The sequence below is a fragment of the Neisseriaceae bacterium CLB008 genome, from assembly GCA_041228285.1.
Taxonomy (GTDB): Bacteria; Pseudomonadota; Gammaproteobacteria; order Burkholderiales; family Neisseriaceae; genus JAGNPU01.
In genome coordinates this window covers 1,105,567-1,121,604 of the sequence record CP166133.1, presented here as the reverse complement: position 1 = coordinate 1,121,604, position 16,038 = coordinate 1,105,567, and the positions used below count along the sequence as shown (strand labels likewise).

Annotated in this window: 13 protein-coding genes; 7 read left to right on the top strand and 6 right to left on the bottom strand. The window is 54.6% G+C overall.

Going from position 1 to position 16,038, the window contains the following annotated elements; translation table 11 throughout:
* Nucleotides 1–10: 10 nt before the first annotated feature.
* Nucleotides 11–1,045 (bottom strand): FecR domain-containing protein, encoded by a 1,035-nt coding sequence (locus AB8Q18_05135; GenBank protein ID XDZ52439.1) that lies wholly within the window; start codon nt 1,043–1,045, stop codon nt 11–13.
* Nucleotides 1,046–1,564 (bottom strand): RNA polymerase sigma factor, encoded by a 519-nt coding sequence (locus AB8Q18_05130; protein ID XDZ52438.1) that lies wholly within the window; start codon nt 1,562–1,564, stop codon nt 1,046–1,048.
* Between the two features lie 612 nt (nt 1,565–2,176).
* On the opposite strand from AB8Q18_05130, the gene AB8Q18_05125 reads away from it, so the two are divergent.
* The 7 genes from AB8Q18_05125 to AB8Q18_05095 all read left to right on the top strand — a co-directional run bounded on the left by AB8Q18_05125 (nt 2,177) and on the right by AB8Q18_05095 (nt 8,971).
* Nucleotides 2,177–2,758 (top strand): recombinase family protein, encoded by a 582-nt coding sequence (locus AB8Q18_05125; GenBank protein XDZ52437.1) that lies wholly within the window; start codon nt 2,177–2,179, stop codon nt 2,756–2,758.
* Between the two features lie 162 nt (nt 2,759–2,920).
* Nucleotides 2,921–3,685 (top strand): hypothetical protein, encoded by a 765-nt coding sequence (locus AB8Q18_05120; GenBank protein XDZ52436.1) that lies wholly within the window; start codon nt 2,921–2,923, stop codon nt 3,683–3,685.
* A 400-nt stretch (nt 3,686–4,085) separates the two neighbouring features.
* The gene (locus AB8Q18_05115) at nt 4,086–4,874 is read left to right on the top strand and encodes a hypothetical protein (GenBank protein ID XDZ52435.1); all 789 of its coding nucleotides are present in this window, start codon (nt 4,086–4,088) and stop codon (nt 4,872–4,874) included.
* Nucleotides 4,875–4,910: 36 nt separating this feature from the next.
* Nucleotides 4,911–5,960, top strand: coding sequence for a linear amide C-N hydrolase (locus AB8Q18_05110; protein ID XDZ52434.1), 1,050 nt, complete (start codon nt 4,911–4,913; stop codon nt 5,958–5,960).
* A gap of 104 nt (nt 5,961–6,064) precedes the next feature.
* Complete coding sequence (locus AB8Q18_05105; protein XDZ52433.1) at nt 6,065–6,709, top strand: CatB-related O-acetyltransferase; 645 nt, start codon at nt 6,065–6,067, stop codon at nt 6,707–6,709.
* A 120-nt stretch (nt 6,710–6,829) separates the two neighbouring features.
* Entirely contained in the window at nt 6,830–7,276 is a 447-nt protein-coding gene (locus tag AB8Q18_05100) for an N-acetyltransferase family protein (GenBank protein ID XDZ52432.1), read from the top strand.
* 126 nt (nt 7,277–7,402) lie between these two features.
* Nucleotides 7,403–8,971 (top strand): PLP-dependent aminotransferase family protein, encoded by a 1,569-nt coding sequence (locus AB8Q18_05095; GenBank protein XDZ52431.1) that lies wholly within the window; start codon nt 7,403–7,405, stop codon nt 8,969–8,971.
* Here AB8Q18_05095 and AB8Q18_05090 read toward each other — a convergent pair.
* The 4 genes from AB8Q18_05090 to AB8Q18_05075 form a co-directional block, all read right to left on the bottom strand.
* Nucleotides 8,882–10,090, bottom strand: coding sequence for a benzoate/H(+) symporter BenE family transporter (locus AB8Q18_05090; protein ID XDZ52430.1), 1,209 nt, complete (start codon nt 10,088–10,090; stop codon nt 8,882–8,884). The two genes, AB8Q18_05095 and AB8Q18_05090, sit on opposite strands and share 90 nt — an antisense overlap.
* 151 nt (nt 10,091–10,241) lie before the next feature.
* On the bottom strand, nt 10,242–11,639 hold the full coding sequence (locus tag AB8Q18_05085) for an efflux transporter outer membrane subunit (protein ID XDZ52429.1): 1,398 nt from the start codon (nt 11,637–11,639) through the stop codon (nt 10,242–10,244).
* The gene (locus AB8Q18_05080; GenBank protein XDZ52428.1) at nt 11,636–14,746 is read right to left on the bottom strand and encodes a MexW/MexI family multidrug efflux RND transporter permease subunit; all 3,111 of its coding nucleotides are present in this window, start codon (nt 14,744–14,746) and stop codon (nt 11,636–11,638) included. Before AB8Q18_05080 ends, AB8Q18_05085 begins: the two co-directional genes overlap by 4 nt.
* A complete protein-coding gene (locus AB8Q18_05075) occupies nt 14,746–15,912 on the bottom strand; it encodes an efflux RND transporter periplasmic adaptor subunit (GenBank protein XDZ52427.1) in 1,167 nt (388 codons plus the stop codon). The genes AB8Q18_05080 and AB8Q18_05075 overlap by 1 nt, the downstream gene beginning before the upstream one ends.
* Nucleotides 15,913–16,038: the final 126 nt, after the last annotated feature.

Genomic DNA, 16,038 nt, shown 5'->3' with positions numbered 1-16,038 from the left:
TAAATCCTAATTATTTGATTTTACGAGGATCAATATCTACAAAAAACAGCCCTTCGGTTATCCGCCGCACCCGAATAGGCTGAATCAGGCTAATGGCTGCCAAGGTCGCTTCTGGATCATTCAGGGCATACACACCCGACACCAGATAAGGCGCCAGCTGTTGTGCGTCATATTGAATTTGCCCCGCATGATGCTGATTGAGCGTCGCCAACAAAGCCGACAACGGCATATCAGTGGCCGTGATCAATCCCTTGGTCCAAGATGCTTCGGCTTCAGCATCAATACCTGAAACCAACCCTAGCCCTTGTGGCAAGAGCCGCACGCGCTGATTTTCAGTCAACAGAACACAAGCGGGCACGGCATCGCCCCCCACACCCTGATCAGCACAGGCGTTCACTTTAGACTCCAGCACAATCACCTCTGTCTGCTGTTCTGGCAGTTGCTCTACAGAAAAAATCGTCCCCATCGCCTGAGCCCGACCCTGATCCGTCGTCACCCATAAAGGTCTATTAGCCTGCTTTGCCACGTTAATGAGCAAGCGGCCTCGCTGTAGCTCAATCAGCCGCTCTTGGGCGGTAAAGCGTATCTTCACTGCCGAAGCACCCGACAAAGTCAATTCACTACCGTCTTCAAGTTTGACCACCTTCACCTCGCCCACATCCGTGACGTAATCAGCCCCCGGCGTCCACGCAGACCATTGCTGCAAACCCAAAAAACCACCAAACAGCATCAACAATACGGCCAACAAACCTTTTTTGGTTTTGACTCGCTGCCCCCAATACTCGCAAACCGCCACAAACGTATGGGGACGTTGACGCAATTGGGCTAACTGGGCCACCGGTTGTGACAGCGCCTGTTTCGGTACCTTTTGCCAATGGCCATAGATGTGCTGGATGCGCTGCCAGGCCAAGGCATGATGCACATCGGCCTGCAGCCAAGCTTGAAATGCGGGATGAGCCGACGGCACATCCGCATGCTCTTGAAAGTAAAGATGCCACTGAATAGCGGCTTCTATTTGGGCATGAGAGGGGGATGAAGAGGCCATTTAAGAAGGCTCAGACTCATAATATAAGTGGTAGCAGTTCATCATGCAGCGGGCAATCGCACGACGAACCGTCGAGACAGACACCGCTAAACGTTCGGCAATGTCTTGATGTTTCAGATCGTCAATGTAATACAATAAAAAAGCGCTTTGCTCTAAATGCGGCAAGGCTTCCAGCGCTTGAGACAGCTTTGATAAGGCCTCAATGGCCGCTACATGCTCATCTAGCTGATAATCAGATACATTCAGATGAAAGGCCTGTAGACTATCCCAATAACTCTGTTCCACTAGGTCTCGGCGAATCTTATCGATGAGTAAATGCTTGGCCATCGAACGCAAAAAACCCTTGGGGTTTTGCGCTAAACCACGCACCACCGACGGGCTTGCCTGAACCAATACCTTTAAAAAGGTATCATGGCTAATGTCTTCTGCCACAAAACGACAGCCCGAATAGCGGCAGACAATCTTAATTAACCACGGACAATGAGCGCGATAAAACTGATCCCATTGCTTCGGGCTCATGCCCGTAGGCTTTGTTTCGTTCGATAACATCTGATTCAGCAGCCTTAATAATAATTGTTCGCATTATCGTTATTAAATAGGCCTATTGTCAATCCCAGCCAATCAATCGTACACATCCTGATATCGCCCCTACCCTATCAGCACCCATTATGAATCCTAGGTGCATCATGACCCGTTTAAGCTCACGGTAAACACAATTGACATTAAGAAGCCTGAAGATTCTCCCTACAAACACAGTGTGTTGACTCTTATAGGGACGGGCCAGGCACAGCATGTCGCTCTAAAGTAACAAGCCATCAGCATAAACCGTCCATTTAATGCCTCATCGCTTAAAAACCCCTATAATCACCCAGTGGCAATAAAAACACAGACTCACACAAGACCACATCACCAAATGAAGCAAGGCCTATAAGCATCAGCTCATGATTCACACCCATCAATCGAACCATTGAAACAGCACACTTCATGGTCATGCTCGCCCATGATTAAAGCGCTTTATCCACTGTTGTAAACAGCGCGTATCGCGGCAGCAACATCGACCACAGGGCCGACCAGCGGCCCTACTTTTTTAGCCCTCCGATAAAAACAACATCACGCCTACAGAGACTCTTAATGCAAGTAAAAACCTATCGCTACGGCTATGCCCGCATCTCAACCCAAGATCAAACCCTTAATCTACAGCAAGATGCATTAATGAAGGCCGGTTGCGACCAGCTCTTTACCGAAATCGCCAGCGGTAAAAACGCACAAAGAAAAGTGCTGAATCAATGCTTAAATAGTTTAAAGCCTGGTGACACGCTGGTGGTTTGGCGTTTAGACCGCCTTGGCCGCAGCGTACGCGACCTGGTCAACATCATTGGAGAACTGGAAAAAAACCAGATTAATTTTGAAAGCCTCACCGAAAAAATTGACACCCACAGCAATACCGGTAAGTTGATTTTTCACGTTTTTGCGGCCTTGGCCGAATTTGAGCGTAACCTCATCCGAGAGCGCACCTTTGCTGGATTAGCCGCAGCCAAAGCCAGGGGCCGTGTCGGCGGTCGTCGGCCCAAGCTAAGCCCTGCTGAAATACACACCTTGCTACGCGACATTCAGGCCCAAAAAACCAGCATCACTCAACTGGCCAAACAATATAATGTTTCCCGAACCACGGTGTACAGCATCATTAAACAACATCACCCTGACACCCTTTAAGCCACAATTTAGACAAAGCCCGCCAGCCTTAATCAGAGGTTTACCGTCAAATCAAGGCCTAGATGCCACACAAATTCGTGCGGGCAACCGCATGGCGCTATTCAAAGGACGCTGAATTAATTAAACTAGTATAAATCAAATCATTATAGACATTCATTCAATATGAACACTGCGGCTCAAGCATTATTCGGCACCCTCTGTTGGCCGCTCCTCTCTTCATTATGCTGGGCGCAAACGCCTAACGCAGAGCCCCTCAAAATCTATGTCAACGCCTTTGGTTTTTCAACCCAATGGCAACCTCAAGATCCAGAAGCCAAGCTGCCCATAAGCTATTCACTTGACGTGCCTTTCTCGAATAGTTTAGACCATATCAAAATGGCCCACACCTTGTATCTAGATGTGTCCAAAGGCCCTTGGGGCCTTTATTTTGACCAGCAATACATTAAAGCCACTGTAGACGATCAACTGTATGGCATCGACTTTCAACTAAAAGCCAAAATGGATCGTCGCAGCCTCGGTACCTATGTAAACGTCGTGGGTGACAACGCTCATCTAGGTCCAGCCAAAACCATCTTAGCCCCCACCATTGGCCTGCATCAAACCAAGGTAGGTGTAGACCTAAGCGCCGACTTTATGGGCCAAACCCATACGCTTTCACGGACTGCATCGTGGCATGAACCTTACTTAGGCGTACGTTTTGCGCATGAGTTTAATCGTCATTGGGTTCTTTATGGTCAGGCCAACGTCGGCACACGCCGCAGTAAAGAATACCTCAGCTATATAGCCTATCGGGATGAACTCTTCAATCGCCCGATGAACGTTCGCCTCGGCTACCGCATCCTCAATCAAAAACACATTAAAGACGACTTTACTTGGGACGTGAATGAGAAAAGCCTGATGTTGGGCTTCAGCGTACAGCTGCACTAGCTGTCGATGGATCACGCCCACGCTGGCAACAACGTTAAGTGTAAAGTGGGTTGCGACCCATGGGCTTTAGGTGCGTAAACACGGTGGTGATAGTGGGTAAAGCGTCACCTACCCACTGTTGATGCTAAGGATTAAATCTACTGCTCATACTTTGGTCATGTCGCTATTGCCTACAGGTGAACACGCTACGCTTGGCACCTCCCTACAAAGAATCCACACACCATCGTCTATTTTCATTATTCAGGCCCTCAAGGCCATAAAGCTATTGCACTAATCCACTGGCATCCAGCATAATATGACCACGACGGAGGCGCTGTCGGTTTTCGTTGTGCTGATATTTATCACTAATTAAAACAAGTGTTTTAATAATACACACCTTCATTACTCAGAGAGCGCCATCATGTCCCCTGTCACTTCCACCACTTTGGCCTTAATATTTGCAGCGGCCCTGCCCACAACGAGCCTGGCTCAGATGATGACAGAGCCGACCCCATCGGCAGCGTCTTTTCAGGAAGAGCCGATCAAGGTGTATGTCTCACTGTATGGCTTTGCCGCCAAGATTAAAGGCGACGCCGCCATCGGGCCCCTTAAGCAATCAGTCGATGTGCCTTTTTCCGATACTTGGGACAATCTTGATGGCGCCTATATGGCTTACCTAGACGTGGCCAAAGGCCGTTGGGGCGCCTACATCGACAAGCAATACGTTAAAACCAGCAATAAGGAGCAGGTCGGCCCTGCCCATACCCAGTTAAAAACCAAATTAGACCGCACCAGCGTAGGCATTTATGCCACCGCCTGGGACAGCGGCAGCAACGATCAAGGCCTGCGCTTTGTGCTGGAGCCCACCGTAGGGATGCATTTTACCAGCGTCACCGCCGACCTTAAGGCCAGCGCCATGGGCCTAACCAAAGAGGCTAATCGCTCCGCCTCCTGGAGCGAGCCCTTCATCGGCACCCGCTTTTTAGTCGACGTTAATCCACGCTGGAACGTCGCGGGGCAAGTCGACGTCGGCAGCCGCCACAGCAAAGGTTATCAAGCCTATCTAGGCTACCGAACCAAACTGTTTGATCGGCCGACTAATCTACGCCTAGGTTACCGCGTCATCGATCAGAAACATGAACAAGGCAATTTCATCTGGGACATTAAAGAAAGTGGCCCAGTCATTGGTTTAAGCCTGCAGCTGCGCTAATAAACCCTCTTAAAACCAGAAGTAAAAGGATGATTCATGTTAAAAAAAACCATCGTACTGGCCACCTCTTTGGCACTTTTGGCCACGGCCCCTTCTTTTGCCTGCACGCGCTTTGTGTACCAAGGGCCAGACAATAACACCATCACCGCCCGCTCTATGGATTGGAAAACCGACGTCGGCACCAATATTTGGATTTTGCCGCAAGGCATACAGCGCGACGGCAACGCCGGCCCACGATCAGTCAAATGGCAGGCCAAATACGGTAGCGTCATCGCTTCTGGCTACGACATTGCCACCACAGACGGGGTGAACGAAGCAGGCCTCAATGCCAACCTATTGTGGTTGGTGGAATCTGAATATCCTAATGCTAAAAAATCCAATAAGCCCACGCTGTCGTTATCGCTTTGGGCACAATATGTTCTAGATAATTTCGCCACCGTGGCCGAAACCGTGAAGGCGCTGGAAAAAGAACCGTTCATCGTCATCACCGACGCTGTGCCGGGCGAAAAACGTTTGGCGACTTTGCATCTGTCGATTTCAGACAGCAGCGGTGACAGCGCCATTGTCGAATACATCAACGGCAAGCAGGTCATTCATCACAGCCCTAAATATCAGGTCATGACCAATTCACCCACATTCGACCAGCAGCTGGCGCTTAACCAATACTGGAAACAAATTGGCGGCACCGTCATGCTACCGGGCACCAACCGCGCGGCCGACCGCTTTGCACGGGCGTCTTTTTACGTCAACGCCATTCCCAAAACGGCTGACCTACAGCAATCTGTCGCCAGCGTCTTCAGCGTGATTCGCAACGTGTCCGTACCTTTTGGCCTCAATACCGAGGAAGAACCCAATATTTCCTCTACCCGTTGGCGCACCGTATTTGACCACAAGCGGCAGCTGTACTTCTTTGAATCGGCCGTCTCACCGAACCTCTTCTGGGTTGATTTGAAAAAAGTAGATTTCTCCAAACAAACGGGCCAGGTTAAAAAACTGGACTTAGGCAAGGATCAAGGCAATATTTTTGCCGGTGAGGTCTCGACTGAATTCAAAACCAGCAAGCCGTTTGAATTTCTTGGCGTCTAGCCTATGATCGACTCAAGGCCAGCCTGCTCACCCAGGCTGGCCTTGCTGCATTCAGGCATGGCCGTTAGAATCAAGCCTTGTTTAGTTGTTTTAAAGGTTACCCCATGTCTCACCCTGAGCCCAAACATTGGTCTATTGTCGAATACCTACACGAAACGGTGAAGAACCCCAATATTCACATCAAAGGAGAGAAAAGCTATTACAGCGCGGCGTGGAGCGGCTCTTTTGAAGACAGCGTAGTGCGCTATTTATATGGCGATGAATACAGCCTCAGCCACTGGGATTCTCCTTGGCCCGTTGATCAACTCTACATTGGCAACTATGTCTGCATCGGTGCCGAAGCCATTATTTTAATGGGCGGCAACCACACCCACCGCACCGATTGGTTTAGCCTCTACCCCTTTATTGAGCACATTGAAGACGCCTACATCGGCAAGGGCGACACCGTCATCCACGACGGTGCTTGGATCGGCATTCGCGCCACCATCATGCCCGGCGTCACCATAGGCGAAGGCGCCGTCATTGCCTCGGGCGCCATTGTCACCAAAGACGTCGCCCCCTACACCATCGTGGCTGGCAACCCTGCCAAACCGATTCGTCAGCGCTTTGCGCCAAAGGTGATTGGACAGCTGCTGGCACTACAGATTTATACCTGGTCAGAAGCCAAGTTCACCGCGCTACGACCGCTCTTGTGCAATGATCAAATCGAACAGCTCATGGCCGCCGCAGCAGCCTATGGTGCAGACTAAAGCGGGGATGCCTTAAAAGCGGTCTGTTGATTACCTAAAAACTGGCATGACCATCCAGCCATTTCCTTGGCTATGATGGCTGCGCTTCAGCTCTTTTTAATCGTTAAGACAGGCCCTAATATGACCACCCTAACCCTACGCCCGATTCAAGCCACCGATTTTGACGCCTGGCTGCCGCTTTGGCAGGCCTACCAAGATTTTTATGAGGTCACCCTCGCACCAGAAGTGTCCACCACCCAGATGCAGCGCTTCTTAGATCCGAATGAACCCGTTCACGCCGCCGTGGCGCTGGTGGGTGACCAAATGGTTGGCTTTGTCCACTATGTGGTGCATCGCTCTACCTGGGCCGTTGCAGACTTTTGCTACCTAGAAGACCTCTACGTCGACCCCAGCGTCCGCGGCAGCGGTGCAGGCAAACGCCTGATCGAATGGGTGCAGGCTTTTTCGCAACAGCAGCAGTGTGGCCGCCTGTACTGGCACACCCACCACACCAATGCCCGCGCACAAAAGCTGTACGACTGGATTGCGGCCAAATCAGGCTGCATTGAATACCGCATGCCGGTTTAAATCTATCCAACAAAACAAATCCGTAGCCTTAAACACGCCATGACAAGCAGCGGTGTTTAAGGCTACACTGACGGACACGATCACCCCGTCCCTCTTTATCGCCATTAAGCCCCACGAGGCCTAGCCATGAGCAAGTCTTTTTCGCTGGAAACCATTCGCATCCGTCTGAATCAGCCAGAACTGCAAACCTTGGAGCGACATCTGCGCATTCAGCGCGTCCTGCGCGCCCTTATTCTAGAAGGCGTTTTGACGCCCGGCAGTAAGCTGCCGGCCAGCCGTACCTTGGCCCAGTCGCTCAGCGTGGCGCGCGACACGGTCGAAAATGCCTACATTCAGCTACAGCGCGATGGCTACATCACCCGTAAAGAAGGCTCTGGCAGCTATGTCGCCGATCTGATTGGCGCCAATCTCTATGGCCGCAGCGCGGCACGCGCCAAGCTTCGCCCACCCGAGCCCGTCAGCGCCAGCCTCAGCCAACGCGGTCAGCAAGTGTTGGCTTCCGGCGGCGTTGTCGATCAGCAAGTCCCCAAGGCATTTACCACCGGCTTGCCGGAGACGCGCGCCTTCCCTATCGACGTGTGGTTGCGCCTGCACCGTAAAGTCGTCCTGGAAACCCCACATCATGGCCTGCTGCACGCCGACCCTCAGGGCGCCGCACCGCTGCGTGAGGCCATTGCCACTTATTTAAACCTCGAACGCGGCGCCAAGGTTACCGCCCAGAATATTTTGGTATTGAGCAGCACCCGCCAGGCCTTGACGCTGTGCGCCCACATGCTGGTAGACACCGATGGGCCCATTTTAATGGAAAACCCCGGTTATTTTGGCGCCAAAAAAGCCTTTGAAGCCGCCCAAACCCGCGTGGTGCCGATCGACGTCGATGAGTCAGGCATTCGCATTGATCAGCTTCTGGCCGACACCAGCGGCGCGCGCTGCGTCTACGTCACCCCCTCACATCAATACCCTACGGGCGTGACCCTATCTTTAGAGCGTCGTCTCGCCCTCATCGACTGGGCCCAGCAAAACCAGGGCTGGATCATCGAAGACGATTACGACAGTGAATTTCATTACGATGGCCTGCCCACGGCCTGTGTACAAGGCCTAGACCCATACCAGCGTACCCTCTACATCGGCACCTTCAGCAAAACCCTGTTTCCAGGCTTACGCATTGGCTACATCGCCCTGCCGCCTAGCCTCATGCCTGCCATGGTGGCCGCCCGCAGTATTCTGGATGGGCACACGCCGCTGAACAACCAGCTCACGTTGGCCCGCTTTATGGCCGATGGCCACTACAACGCCCACGTGCGGATGATGCGTCAGCTTTATGCCGCCCGAAAAGCGGCCTTATTAGCGGCGATAGACGCTCATCTGGCCGACGTCATCCAGCCCATCGGCCCTAGAAAAGGCGGCGGTCTCTTACTGGCCTGCCACCTACTGCCCGGCTATGATGAAGCCACCACCCTCGCCCAAGCCGCCGACGCCGGCATTGCGCTGCCTGGACTTAGCCGCCTGTATCTGGGGCCTAAGCCCCTATTTGGCTGGGTATTAGGCTATGCCTCGCTCACGCCGCATGAAATCACCACCACCATCCAAGCACTCAGTCAGGCCTTAAGCCGCCCGAGCACGCCAGCGCCCGTGCAAGATGAAATGGCACAGCAGGCCCGCCACCAGCCCCCAAAAGGCACCGCCCACGCCTAAGAGCGTGACATTGGCCGCCGTTGCTAAAAAAGTGATCAGCGCCGTTTCGCGCGTGCGCACGTCTTGCATGGCGCTGGCCAAGCTGCCGCTGATGCTGCCCAAGAGCGCCAAGCCCGCCAAAGTGGCAATAAAGGCCTTAGGCAAAATCAAGAACAGCGTCGCCAAAGTCACGCCAAACACGCCCACCAAAACATACAGTAGCCCGCACACCAAACCAGCGATGTAGCGCTTATCAGGATCGGGATGGGCATCTTTACCCGTACAAATGGCGGCGGTAATGGCCGCCACGTTAAACGCGTGCGCCCCAAACGGCGCCATCAATAAAGAGCCCAAGCCCGTCGCGGTCAAAATCGGGTTGGCGCTGGTGAGGTAGCCATCTTGGCGCAGCACCAGCATGCCTGGCATATACTGGCCGGTTAAGGTGATCACAAACAGCGGCAAGGCCACGCCCACCAAGGCCGACAGAGAAAACACTGGCCGCTCAAACACCGGCTGCGCCAGGCTCAGCGACAGCCCTGAAAAGTCTACCTGCCCTTGCAGCACCAGCAGGCTTAAGCCCAAAGCCAAAACGCCGACGATGGCAAACCGCGCCGTCCAACGCTTGAGTACGGCATACACCAGCAGCAACACGATGACCAAAAACGGCGCGCCCGTCGCGCCGCTAAAAGCGCCAATGCCAAACGGCAATAAAATCCCGGCCAAAAGCCCAGCCGCAATCCCCGCTGGAATCAGCCGCACCAAACGCTCAAAAGCGCCGGTCATGCCCAGCACCACAAAGGCCAAGGCCGACACTATATAGGCGCCGATCACTTCCGCATAAGGCGTAAACGGCATCACCGTGGCCAAGAAGGCCACCCCGGGCGTAGACCACGCGGTGATGATGGGGGCACGATGACGCCAGCTCAGCCACGCCCCCGTGACGCCCACCCCAATCGACACCGACCACACCCACGACGCCGTTTGCGCCTGCGACAGCTGGGCCAGCTGAGCCGCCTGAAACACCAGCACAAAGGTGCCACCATAATTCACCAACACCGATACCAACGCCGCAATCGAGGGCGCCAGAAAATCTCTGGGGCTCAGCGCGGTGGCCGTCCGTTTGTCCGTCTCATCCATCATGGGCTTTCTTAACATGCCTAAAAAGCCGAGTATACCCAGCGCCCTGCGCCACGCTTAGACCGCATCCCAGCCATGAAACCGACCACTTCAAACGCAAAAAGCCCCAAACGGCTAAACGTTTGGGGCCGATTTTTGTATCAAGGCATGAGGATTAAGCCTGCCCCCAGCCCAAGGCTTTATACAGCGCCACCACATTGATGTAGGAGTCGGTTTGCGCCGCCAGTAAGGCCTGCTTTACTTCATACAGCGCCCGCTGATTGGCCAGAACGCTTAAATATTGGCCAGAGCCTGCTTTATGGCGCTTGGTCGCAATCGCTACGGCTTGTTCGGCGTGACGCGCCGACTGTAGCAGGGCTTTCAAGCTGTCTTGATGCTGCACCAGCTGCGTCACCGCCCCTTCTACTTCTTCATGCGCCAATAATAAAGCCTGCTCATACTGGGCCAAAGCACCGGTATTCTGGGCTTTGGCACCGCGTAAGCGGGCACGGGCATTGCCCAGCTGTAAGGCTGGCCAAGTTAAATTAGGCGTCAACTCAAAGCCGCGCGAAGCATGGCCGATGTCGCCGCCACGCAGGGCAATAAAGCCTAAGAAGCCGCCAAGATTAAGACGCGGGAACAGATCAGCCGTGGCCGCCCCAACGTCGGCACTGCTGGCCGCCAGCAGTCGCTCAGCCTTCACCACGTCTGGCCTCTGCCGAATCAGCTCGTTCACGTCGCCCAAAGGCAGATTTTTTGCCAAGGGCGCCGCCTGAGGGCCGGCCAACACCAGCTGATTGTGGCCAGGCTCATGGCCGGTCAGCACGTCAAGGCGATATTTAGCCTGCTGTAACTGGGTATAAACCTGGGGAATCTGGGCTTCACTACGCAACAGCTGCGCTTGTGCATTGGCCAAATCTTCTGGCAAACCGCTGCCCAGACGCACCGATGCGGCAGTGATCTTCACCGTTTGCGCCCAACTACGCTGCTGTTGTTGCGCCAGCTCAAGCTGTTGCTGTAAGCCTTGCGCCTGGTAATACACCCGCGCAACTTCTGCGGCGATGCTTAATTGTAGCAGGGTGAATTCAGCCTGAGTGGCGTCGGCTCGAGCGCGCGCCGACTGGCTCAGATGCTGCAAGCGGCCAAACAGATCAATTTCCCATTGGGTGTCAAAGCCCAGGCGATATTGCTCAGACAGCGTGCGCGCAGGCGTACCGTCGCTGCCAGCCTGCTGGCTGATGGCACGCTGATAGCTGGCCGCCGAAGTGATGGCCGGCAGGCGCTCGAGCTGACGTTCATCGAACACCGCCCGAGCAGCCAAGAGTCGCGCCTGAGCCTGGCGTAAATCATGATTTTGCGCCAAGGCCGCATCGATTAAGCGGTTTAAATCAGGCTCTTCAAAGAATAGCCACCAGCTGGCCTGAGCCGCCTGTGATTGCGGTTTAAATGCTTGAGCTTCGGCGCTGTGAAGCTTTACCTCAGGCCCCGTAGGCGCCACGTATTTAGGCCCAACGGCGCAGCCTGCCAACAGCACACTGAGCGCCCCGACCATGATTAATCGTTGCTGTTTCATAAACCTTCTCCTTCCTGATGGGCTTTACCCATCGCCGCATCGGCGGCCAATAGCTGCTGTTGCCGATCGGTTTGCTGGGCGTGGCTATGGTTACGCGCCAACCAGGTGTACACCGTAGGCAGTACCAACAGCGTAAACACCGTGCCGATCAGCATGCCCGACACAATCACCACCCCTAAGCCAAAGCGGCTATTGGCGCCCGCGCCCGTGGCAAACAACAAGGGGATTAAGCCCACCACCATCGCCGCCGTGGTCATCAAGACTGGGCGTAGGCGAATTTGGGCCGCTTGATGAATCGCCGCCATTCGGCTCAAGCCTTCTTTCGCCTGAAGTTCATTGGCAAACTCAACCATTAAAATCCCGTGCTTGCTGATCAGGCCGATCAGGGTCACCAAGCCAATCTGGGTGTAAATATTCAACGTTGCCCAGCCCAAGGCCAAAGGCAGTAAGGCACCACAGATAGACAAGGGTACGGTGATCAAAATGATCAGCGGATCCACCAAGCTTTCGTATTGAGCCGCCAACACTAAGTAAATAATCACCAAGGCCGCCAAGAACGCAAACGCCAGCGCATTGCCTTCTTGCTGATACTGACGCGAATCAGACTGCCAGTCGTGGCTAAAGCCCGCGGGCAACGCCGCCGCAGCCTCAGCTAAAAATGCCACGGCCTCGCCCATAGACACGCCAGGCGCAGGAATGGCCTGTAAAGTGGCCGCATTTTGCTGATTAAACTGGGTCAAACGATTGGGCTCGACCGAGGTGCTGATCGACACCACCGTGGCCAGCGGAATCATCGCGCCGCTAACGGTGCGCACATATTGCTGTGACAGCCCTTCTGGGGTCAGACGCTGTGCTTTCAAGCTTTGCGGAATCACGTCGTAGGCGCGCCCGTCCATGCCAAAGCGATTCACATAACCTTCGCCCACCAACACGCCCAAGGCATCGCCAATGTCTTGCATGCTGATGCCCAAGCTGTTGGCTTTGCTGCGGTCAATCTGCACTTTCACCACCGGGTTGTTGTAGTCCAAATCGCTGTCCACCACCACAAACAGACCGCTTTCACGCGCTTTTTGCTTGATCTCCTCTAAGGTTTGATACAGGGTTTGGTAATCCTGCGGCGTACGCACCACCATCTGTACCGGTAAGCCGCCGCTCGAACCGGGCAAGGCTGCTAACTGGAAGGCAAAAATACTGCTGCCTTCCACGTCGTTCACCTTGGTTTGCAACTCGGTTTGAATCGTGGCCGCATCGCGAGCGCGATCGCCCCAAGGGGTTAAAATAATCCCACCAATGCTGGAGGCCGGCCCATCAATGCCGTTGATGATCCAGCGGCTTTCGGTTTCGGCAATGTCGGTATAAACCTCATCCAAGCGATGCGCAAAATGTTCGACATAGCTTAAGTTGGCGTGTTGAGGCGCTTTAATCGCGGTCAATAGGTTGGCCTGATCTTCTGCCGGCGCCAGCTCTCGCTGAGGCGATAGGTATAAAAACGGCAGGCTCAACACCACCACGCCAATCAACACAGCGGTTAGCCAACGATGGTGAAGCACAAAATCCAATACTTTGGCGTAGCCGGCCGTGAGTTTGCCAAAAAAGCCTTCGGCCAGATGCGCCATTCGGCCCTCATCTTGCTTGGCCGGCAGCAAGAACGAGCTCATCACCGGCGACAGCGTCAAGGCCACCACGCCAGACACGATCACGGCACCGGCCAAGGTTAAAGCAAACTCCTTAAATAAGGCACCGGTTAATCCGCCCATAAAGCCAATCGGTGCGTACACCGCCGCCAAGGTGATGGTCATCGCAATCACCGGCCCCACCACTTCTCGGGCGGCCACCAGCGCCGCATTAACGGGGGACTTACCTTCGGCAATGTGGCGGTGCACGTTTTCCACCACAATAATGGCGTCATCCACCACCAAGCCAATTGCCAACACCATGGCCAGCAGCGTTAAGAGGTTGATGCTGAAGCCAAACGCCAGCATGATGCTGGCCGCGCCCAACATCGACAGCGGAATCGTCACCACGGGAATCAACACGCTGCGAAACGAGCCCAGACACAGATAGATCACCACCACCACGATGACCAAGGCCTCAAGCAAGGTTTTGATCACCCCATCAATAGAGGCCTGAATAAAGCGCGCGGTCTCGAACGACAGATTGGCCCGCACGTCGGGCGGCAAGGTTTTTTCAATCTGCGGTAGCAGGGTTTTAATCCCATCTACGATCACCAAGGGGTTGCCGCTAGGGGTGGGGAAAATACCCAAATACACCGCTGGCACACCATCCATGATGCCGCTGGTTTCGGTCGCTGCCGCACCCAGCTCAACCGTGCCCACGTCTTTAATCCGCACCAGGCTGTTGCCACTTTGTTTCAATACCAGCTCTTGGAAGTCGGCCACGCTGGTTAAATCGCTGTTCACCTGCACGTTAGACACGATGAATTGACCATCCACCTTACCGGGCGCGGCCTGATAGTTATTGGCATGAATGGCCGCAGCCACGTCGCCAGCGGTGACGCCACGGCTGGCCAATTTATCCGCATCCAACCACAGCCGCATCGACAGGCTTTGGCCACCAAATACCTGAACCTTGGCCACGCCTTCAATGGTGGTGAACATCGGCTCCACCACCCGCGCTAAATATTCCGTTAACTGCGGCAGCGGCAAGGTGGCGCTGGAAAAGCCCACGTAAGCCACTGCGGTGGAATCCCCTGCCGAACGCTCAATCACCGGGTCGTAGGCTTTTTCCGGCAGCTTGTAGCGCACCTGATTGACCTTGGCCATCACTTCGGTCAACGCTTCAGTTGAATCCTGATTCAAGGCCATCCGTGCGGTCACCATACTGCGCCCCTGCACCGAGGAAGAAGATAAATAATCAATGCCTTCTACCGACGCAATGGCTTGCGCAATCGGCTGGGTCACAAAGCCCTGCATCAATTCGGACGGCGCGCCTGGATAGTCGGTCGACACCGTGATGGTGGCCGTCTCTAATAATGGATATTGTCGAATCGGCAGTTTATTAAAGGCCAATAAGCCGGCCAGCAAGATTAAGGTGCTGACCACCAGCGCCAACACCGGTCGGCGCACAAACAGATCGGTAAAACGCATTAGGCACCTGCCGTTTCTGCCGTACTGGGCTCAGCATTAGGCACGATGATTTCAGGCAGCTGCACCGCCGGTTCGGCGGCGACCGCGTCGTTCAAGGTGTCGCGCTTTAAGGCTTCCACCACCATGCCGTCGTTCAACTTCAACTGACCGGAAGTCACCACCCGCTGGTTTTGGCTCAGGCCAGTTTTAACCTCAACCATGCCGTTCCAGCGCTCGCCCACGGCCACCGATACGCGCTTCACCGTCAGCTGCTTGTCGGCATTTTCTTCGGCCACAAACACGCTGTCGCCATAAGCCGTGTAGGTAATGGCGCTTTCAGGCACGGTCAGCACGGCACTGTCGGCGTTTTGCTTCACCTGCACTTTGGCAAACATACCGGCTTTAAAACGCCCTTCAGTATTGGCTAAGGTCGCCTGTACCTGCACCGTCCGCGCTTCATTAATTAAGGGGTCAATGGCGGTGATCTTGGCCTCAATGACCTCATCGGCATAGGCATCCACGCTCACATTCACGGTTTGCGCCAGCGCCAGTTCAGCCACGGCCTGTTCATCTAAGGCAAAATTCACCCGCAGCACCTGCGCATCCACCAGGCTGGCCACGGCGTCACCGCTATTCAGATATTGGCCCACATTGATTTGGCGTATCCCCATCACCCCAGCAAACGGCGCCCGGATGGCTTTTTGGGCAATCAGTGCATACACGCGCTGTAGCTCACCCTGAGCCATGTGTAGCTGAGCCGTCGCGGCTTCTAGCTGCTCCTTAGTGGCCGCCTCTTCCGCCACCAGCTGCCGCAGCCGCTGATGTTGGCTCTGCGCCTGCTGTACCTGCGCCTGTAGGCGCACCCGATCGGCCTGCTCGGTGGCATCGTTCAGCTGCACCAGTAGCTGGCCAGCCTTCACGTACTGGCCCGAAGTAAACGCAATTTTGGTGATTTTGCCACTGGCTTCCGCCGCCACCATCACTTGTCGATCAGCTTCTAAAGCACCCACGCCCGAAAAAGCGCGCGGCGCCTCATTCAAGGCCACCGTGGCCAAAGCCACCTTCACCGGCGGATAAGCATAGCCGCCTTCTGCGGCAGCAGCCCCGCTACCCCTGATCCAAAACCCTACGGCCACAACCGTCACCGCCAGGACCCCAACCCACATTTTTTTTGTTCGTTTTGTCATCATTAACCTCTTGAAGCGTGCCCCGCACGCAGATGTATCCTATCCGTGAGGCGGCCTGTGCCTGACTGAGCGGCATCGTTGCCACAGTGAGATTTCCGGCCGGCTTCACGCCTAAACCATGTCGTC

What these genes read in the sequence shown, in the direction of transcription:
- AB8Q18_05135 (XDZ52439.1), bottom strand. Translation starts at nt 1,045, where the DNA reads ATGGCCTCTTCATCCCCCTCTCATGCCCAAATAGAAGCCGCTATTCAG.
- AB8Q18_05130 (XDZ52438.1), bottom strand. Translation starts at nt 1,564, where the DNA reads ATGAGCCCGAAGCAATGGGATCAGTTTTATCGCGCTCATTGTCCGTGG.
- AB8Q18_05125 (XDZ52437.1), top strand. Translation starts at nt 2,177, where the DNA reads ATGCAAGTAAAAACCTATCGCTACGGCTATGCCCGCATCTCAACCCAA.
- AB8Q18_05120 (XDZ52436.1), top strand. Translation starts at nt 2,921, where the DNA reads ATGAACACTGCGGCTCAAGCATTATTCGGCACCCTCTGTTGGCCGCTC.
- AB8Q18_05115 (XDZ52435.1), top strand. Translation starts at nt 4,086, where the DNA reads ATGTCCCCTGTCACTTCCACCACTTTGGCCTTAATATTTGCAGCGGCC.
- AB8Q18_05110 (XDZ52434.1), top strand. Translation starts at nt 4,911, where the DNA reads ATGTTAAAAAAAACCATCGTACTGGCCACCTCTTTGGCACTTTTGGCC.
- AB8Q18_05105 (XDZ52433.1), top strand. Translation starts at nt 6,065, where the DNA reads ATGTCTCACCCTGAGCCCAAACATTGGTCTATTGTCGAATACCTACAC.
- AB8Q18_05100 (XDZ52432.1), top strand. Translation starts at nt 6,830, where the DNA reads ATGACCACCCTAACCCTACGCCCGATTCAAGCCACCGATTTTGACGCC.
- AB8Q18_05095 (XDZ52431.1), top strand. Translation starts at nt 7,403, where the DNA reads ATGAGCAAGTCTTTTTCGCTGGAAACCATTCGCATCCGTCTGAATCAG.
- AB8Q18_05090 (XDZ52430.1), bottom strand. Translation starts at nt 10,090, where the DNA reads ATGATGGATGAGACGGACAAACGGACGGCCACCGCGCTGAGCCCCAGA.
- AB8Q18_05085 (XDZ52429.1), bottom strand. Translation starts at nt 11,639, where the DNA reads ATGAAACAGCAACGATTAATCATGGTCGGGGCGCTCAGTGTGCTGTTG.
- AB8Q18_05080 (XDZ52428.1), bottom strand. Translation starts at nt 14,746, where the DNA reads ATGCGTTTTACCGATCTGTTTGTGCGCCGACCGGTGTTGGCGCTGGTG.
- AB8Q18_05075 (XDZ52427.1), bottom strand. Translation starts at nt 15,912, where the DNA reads ATGACAAAACGAACAAAAAAAATGTGGGTTGGGGTCCTGGCGGTGACG.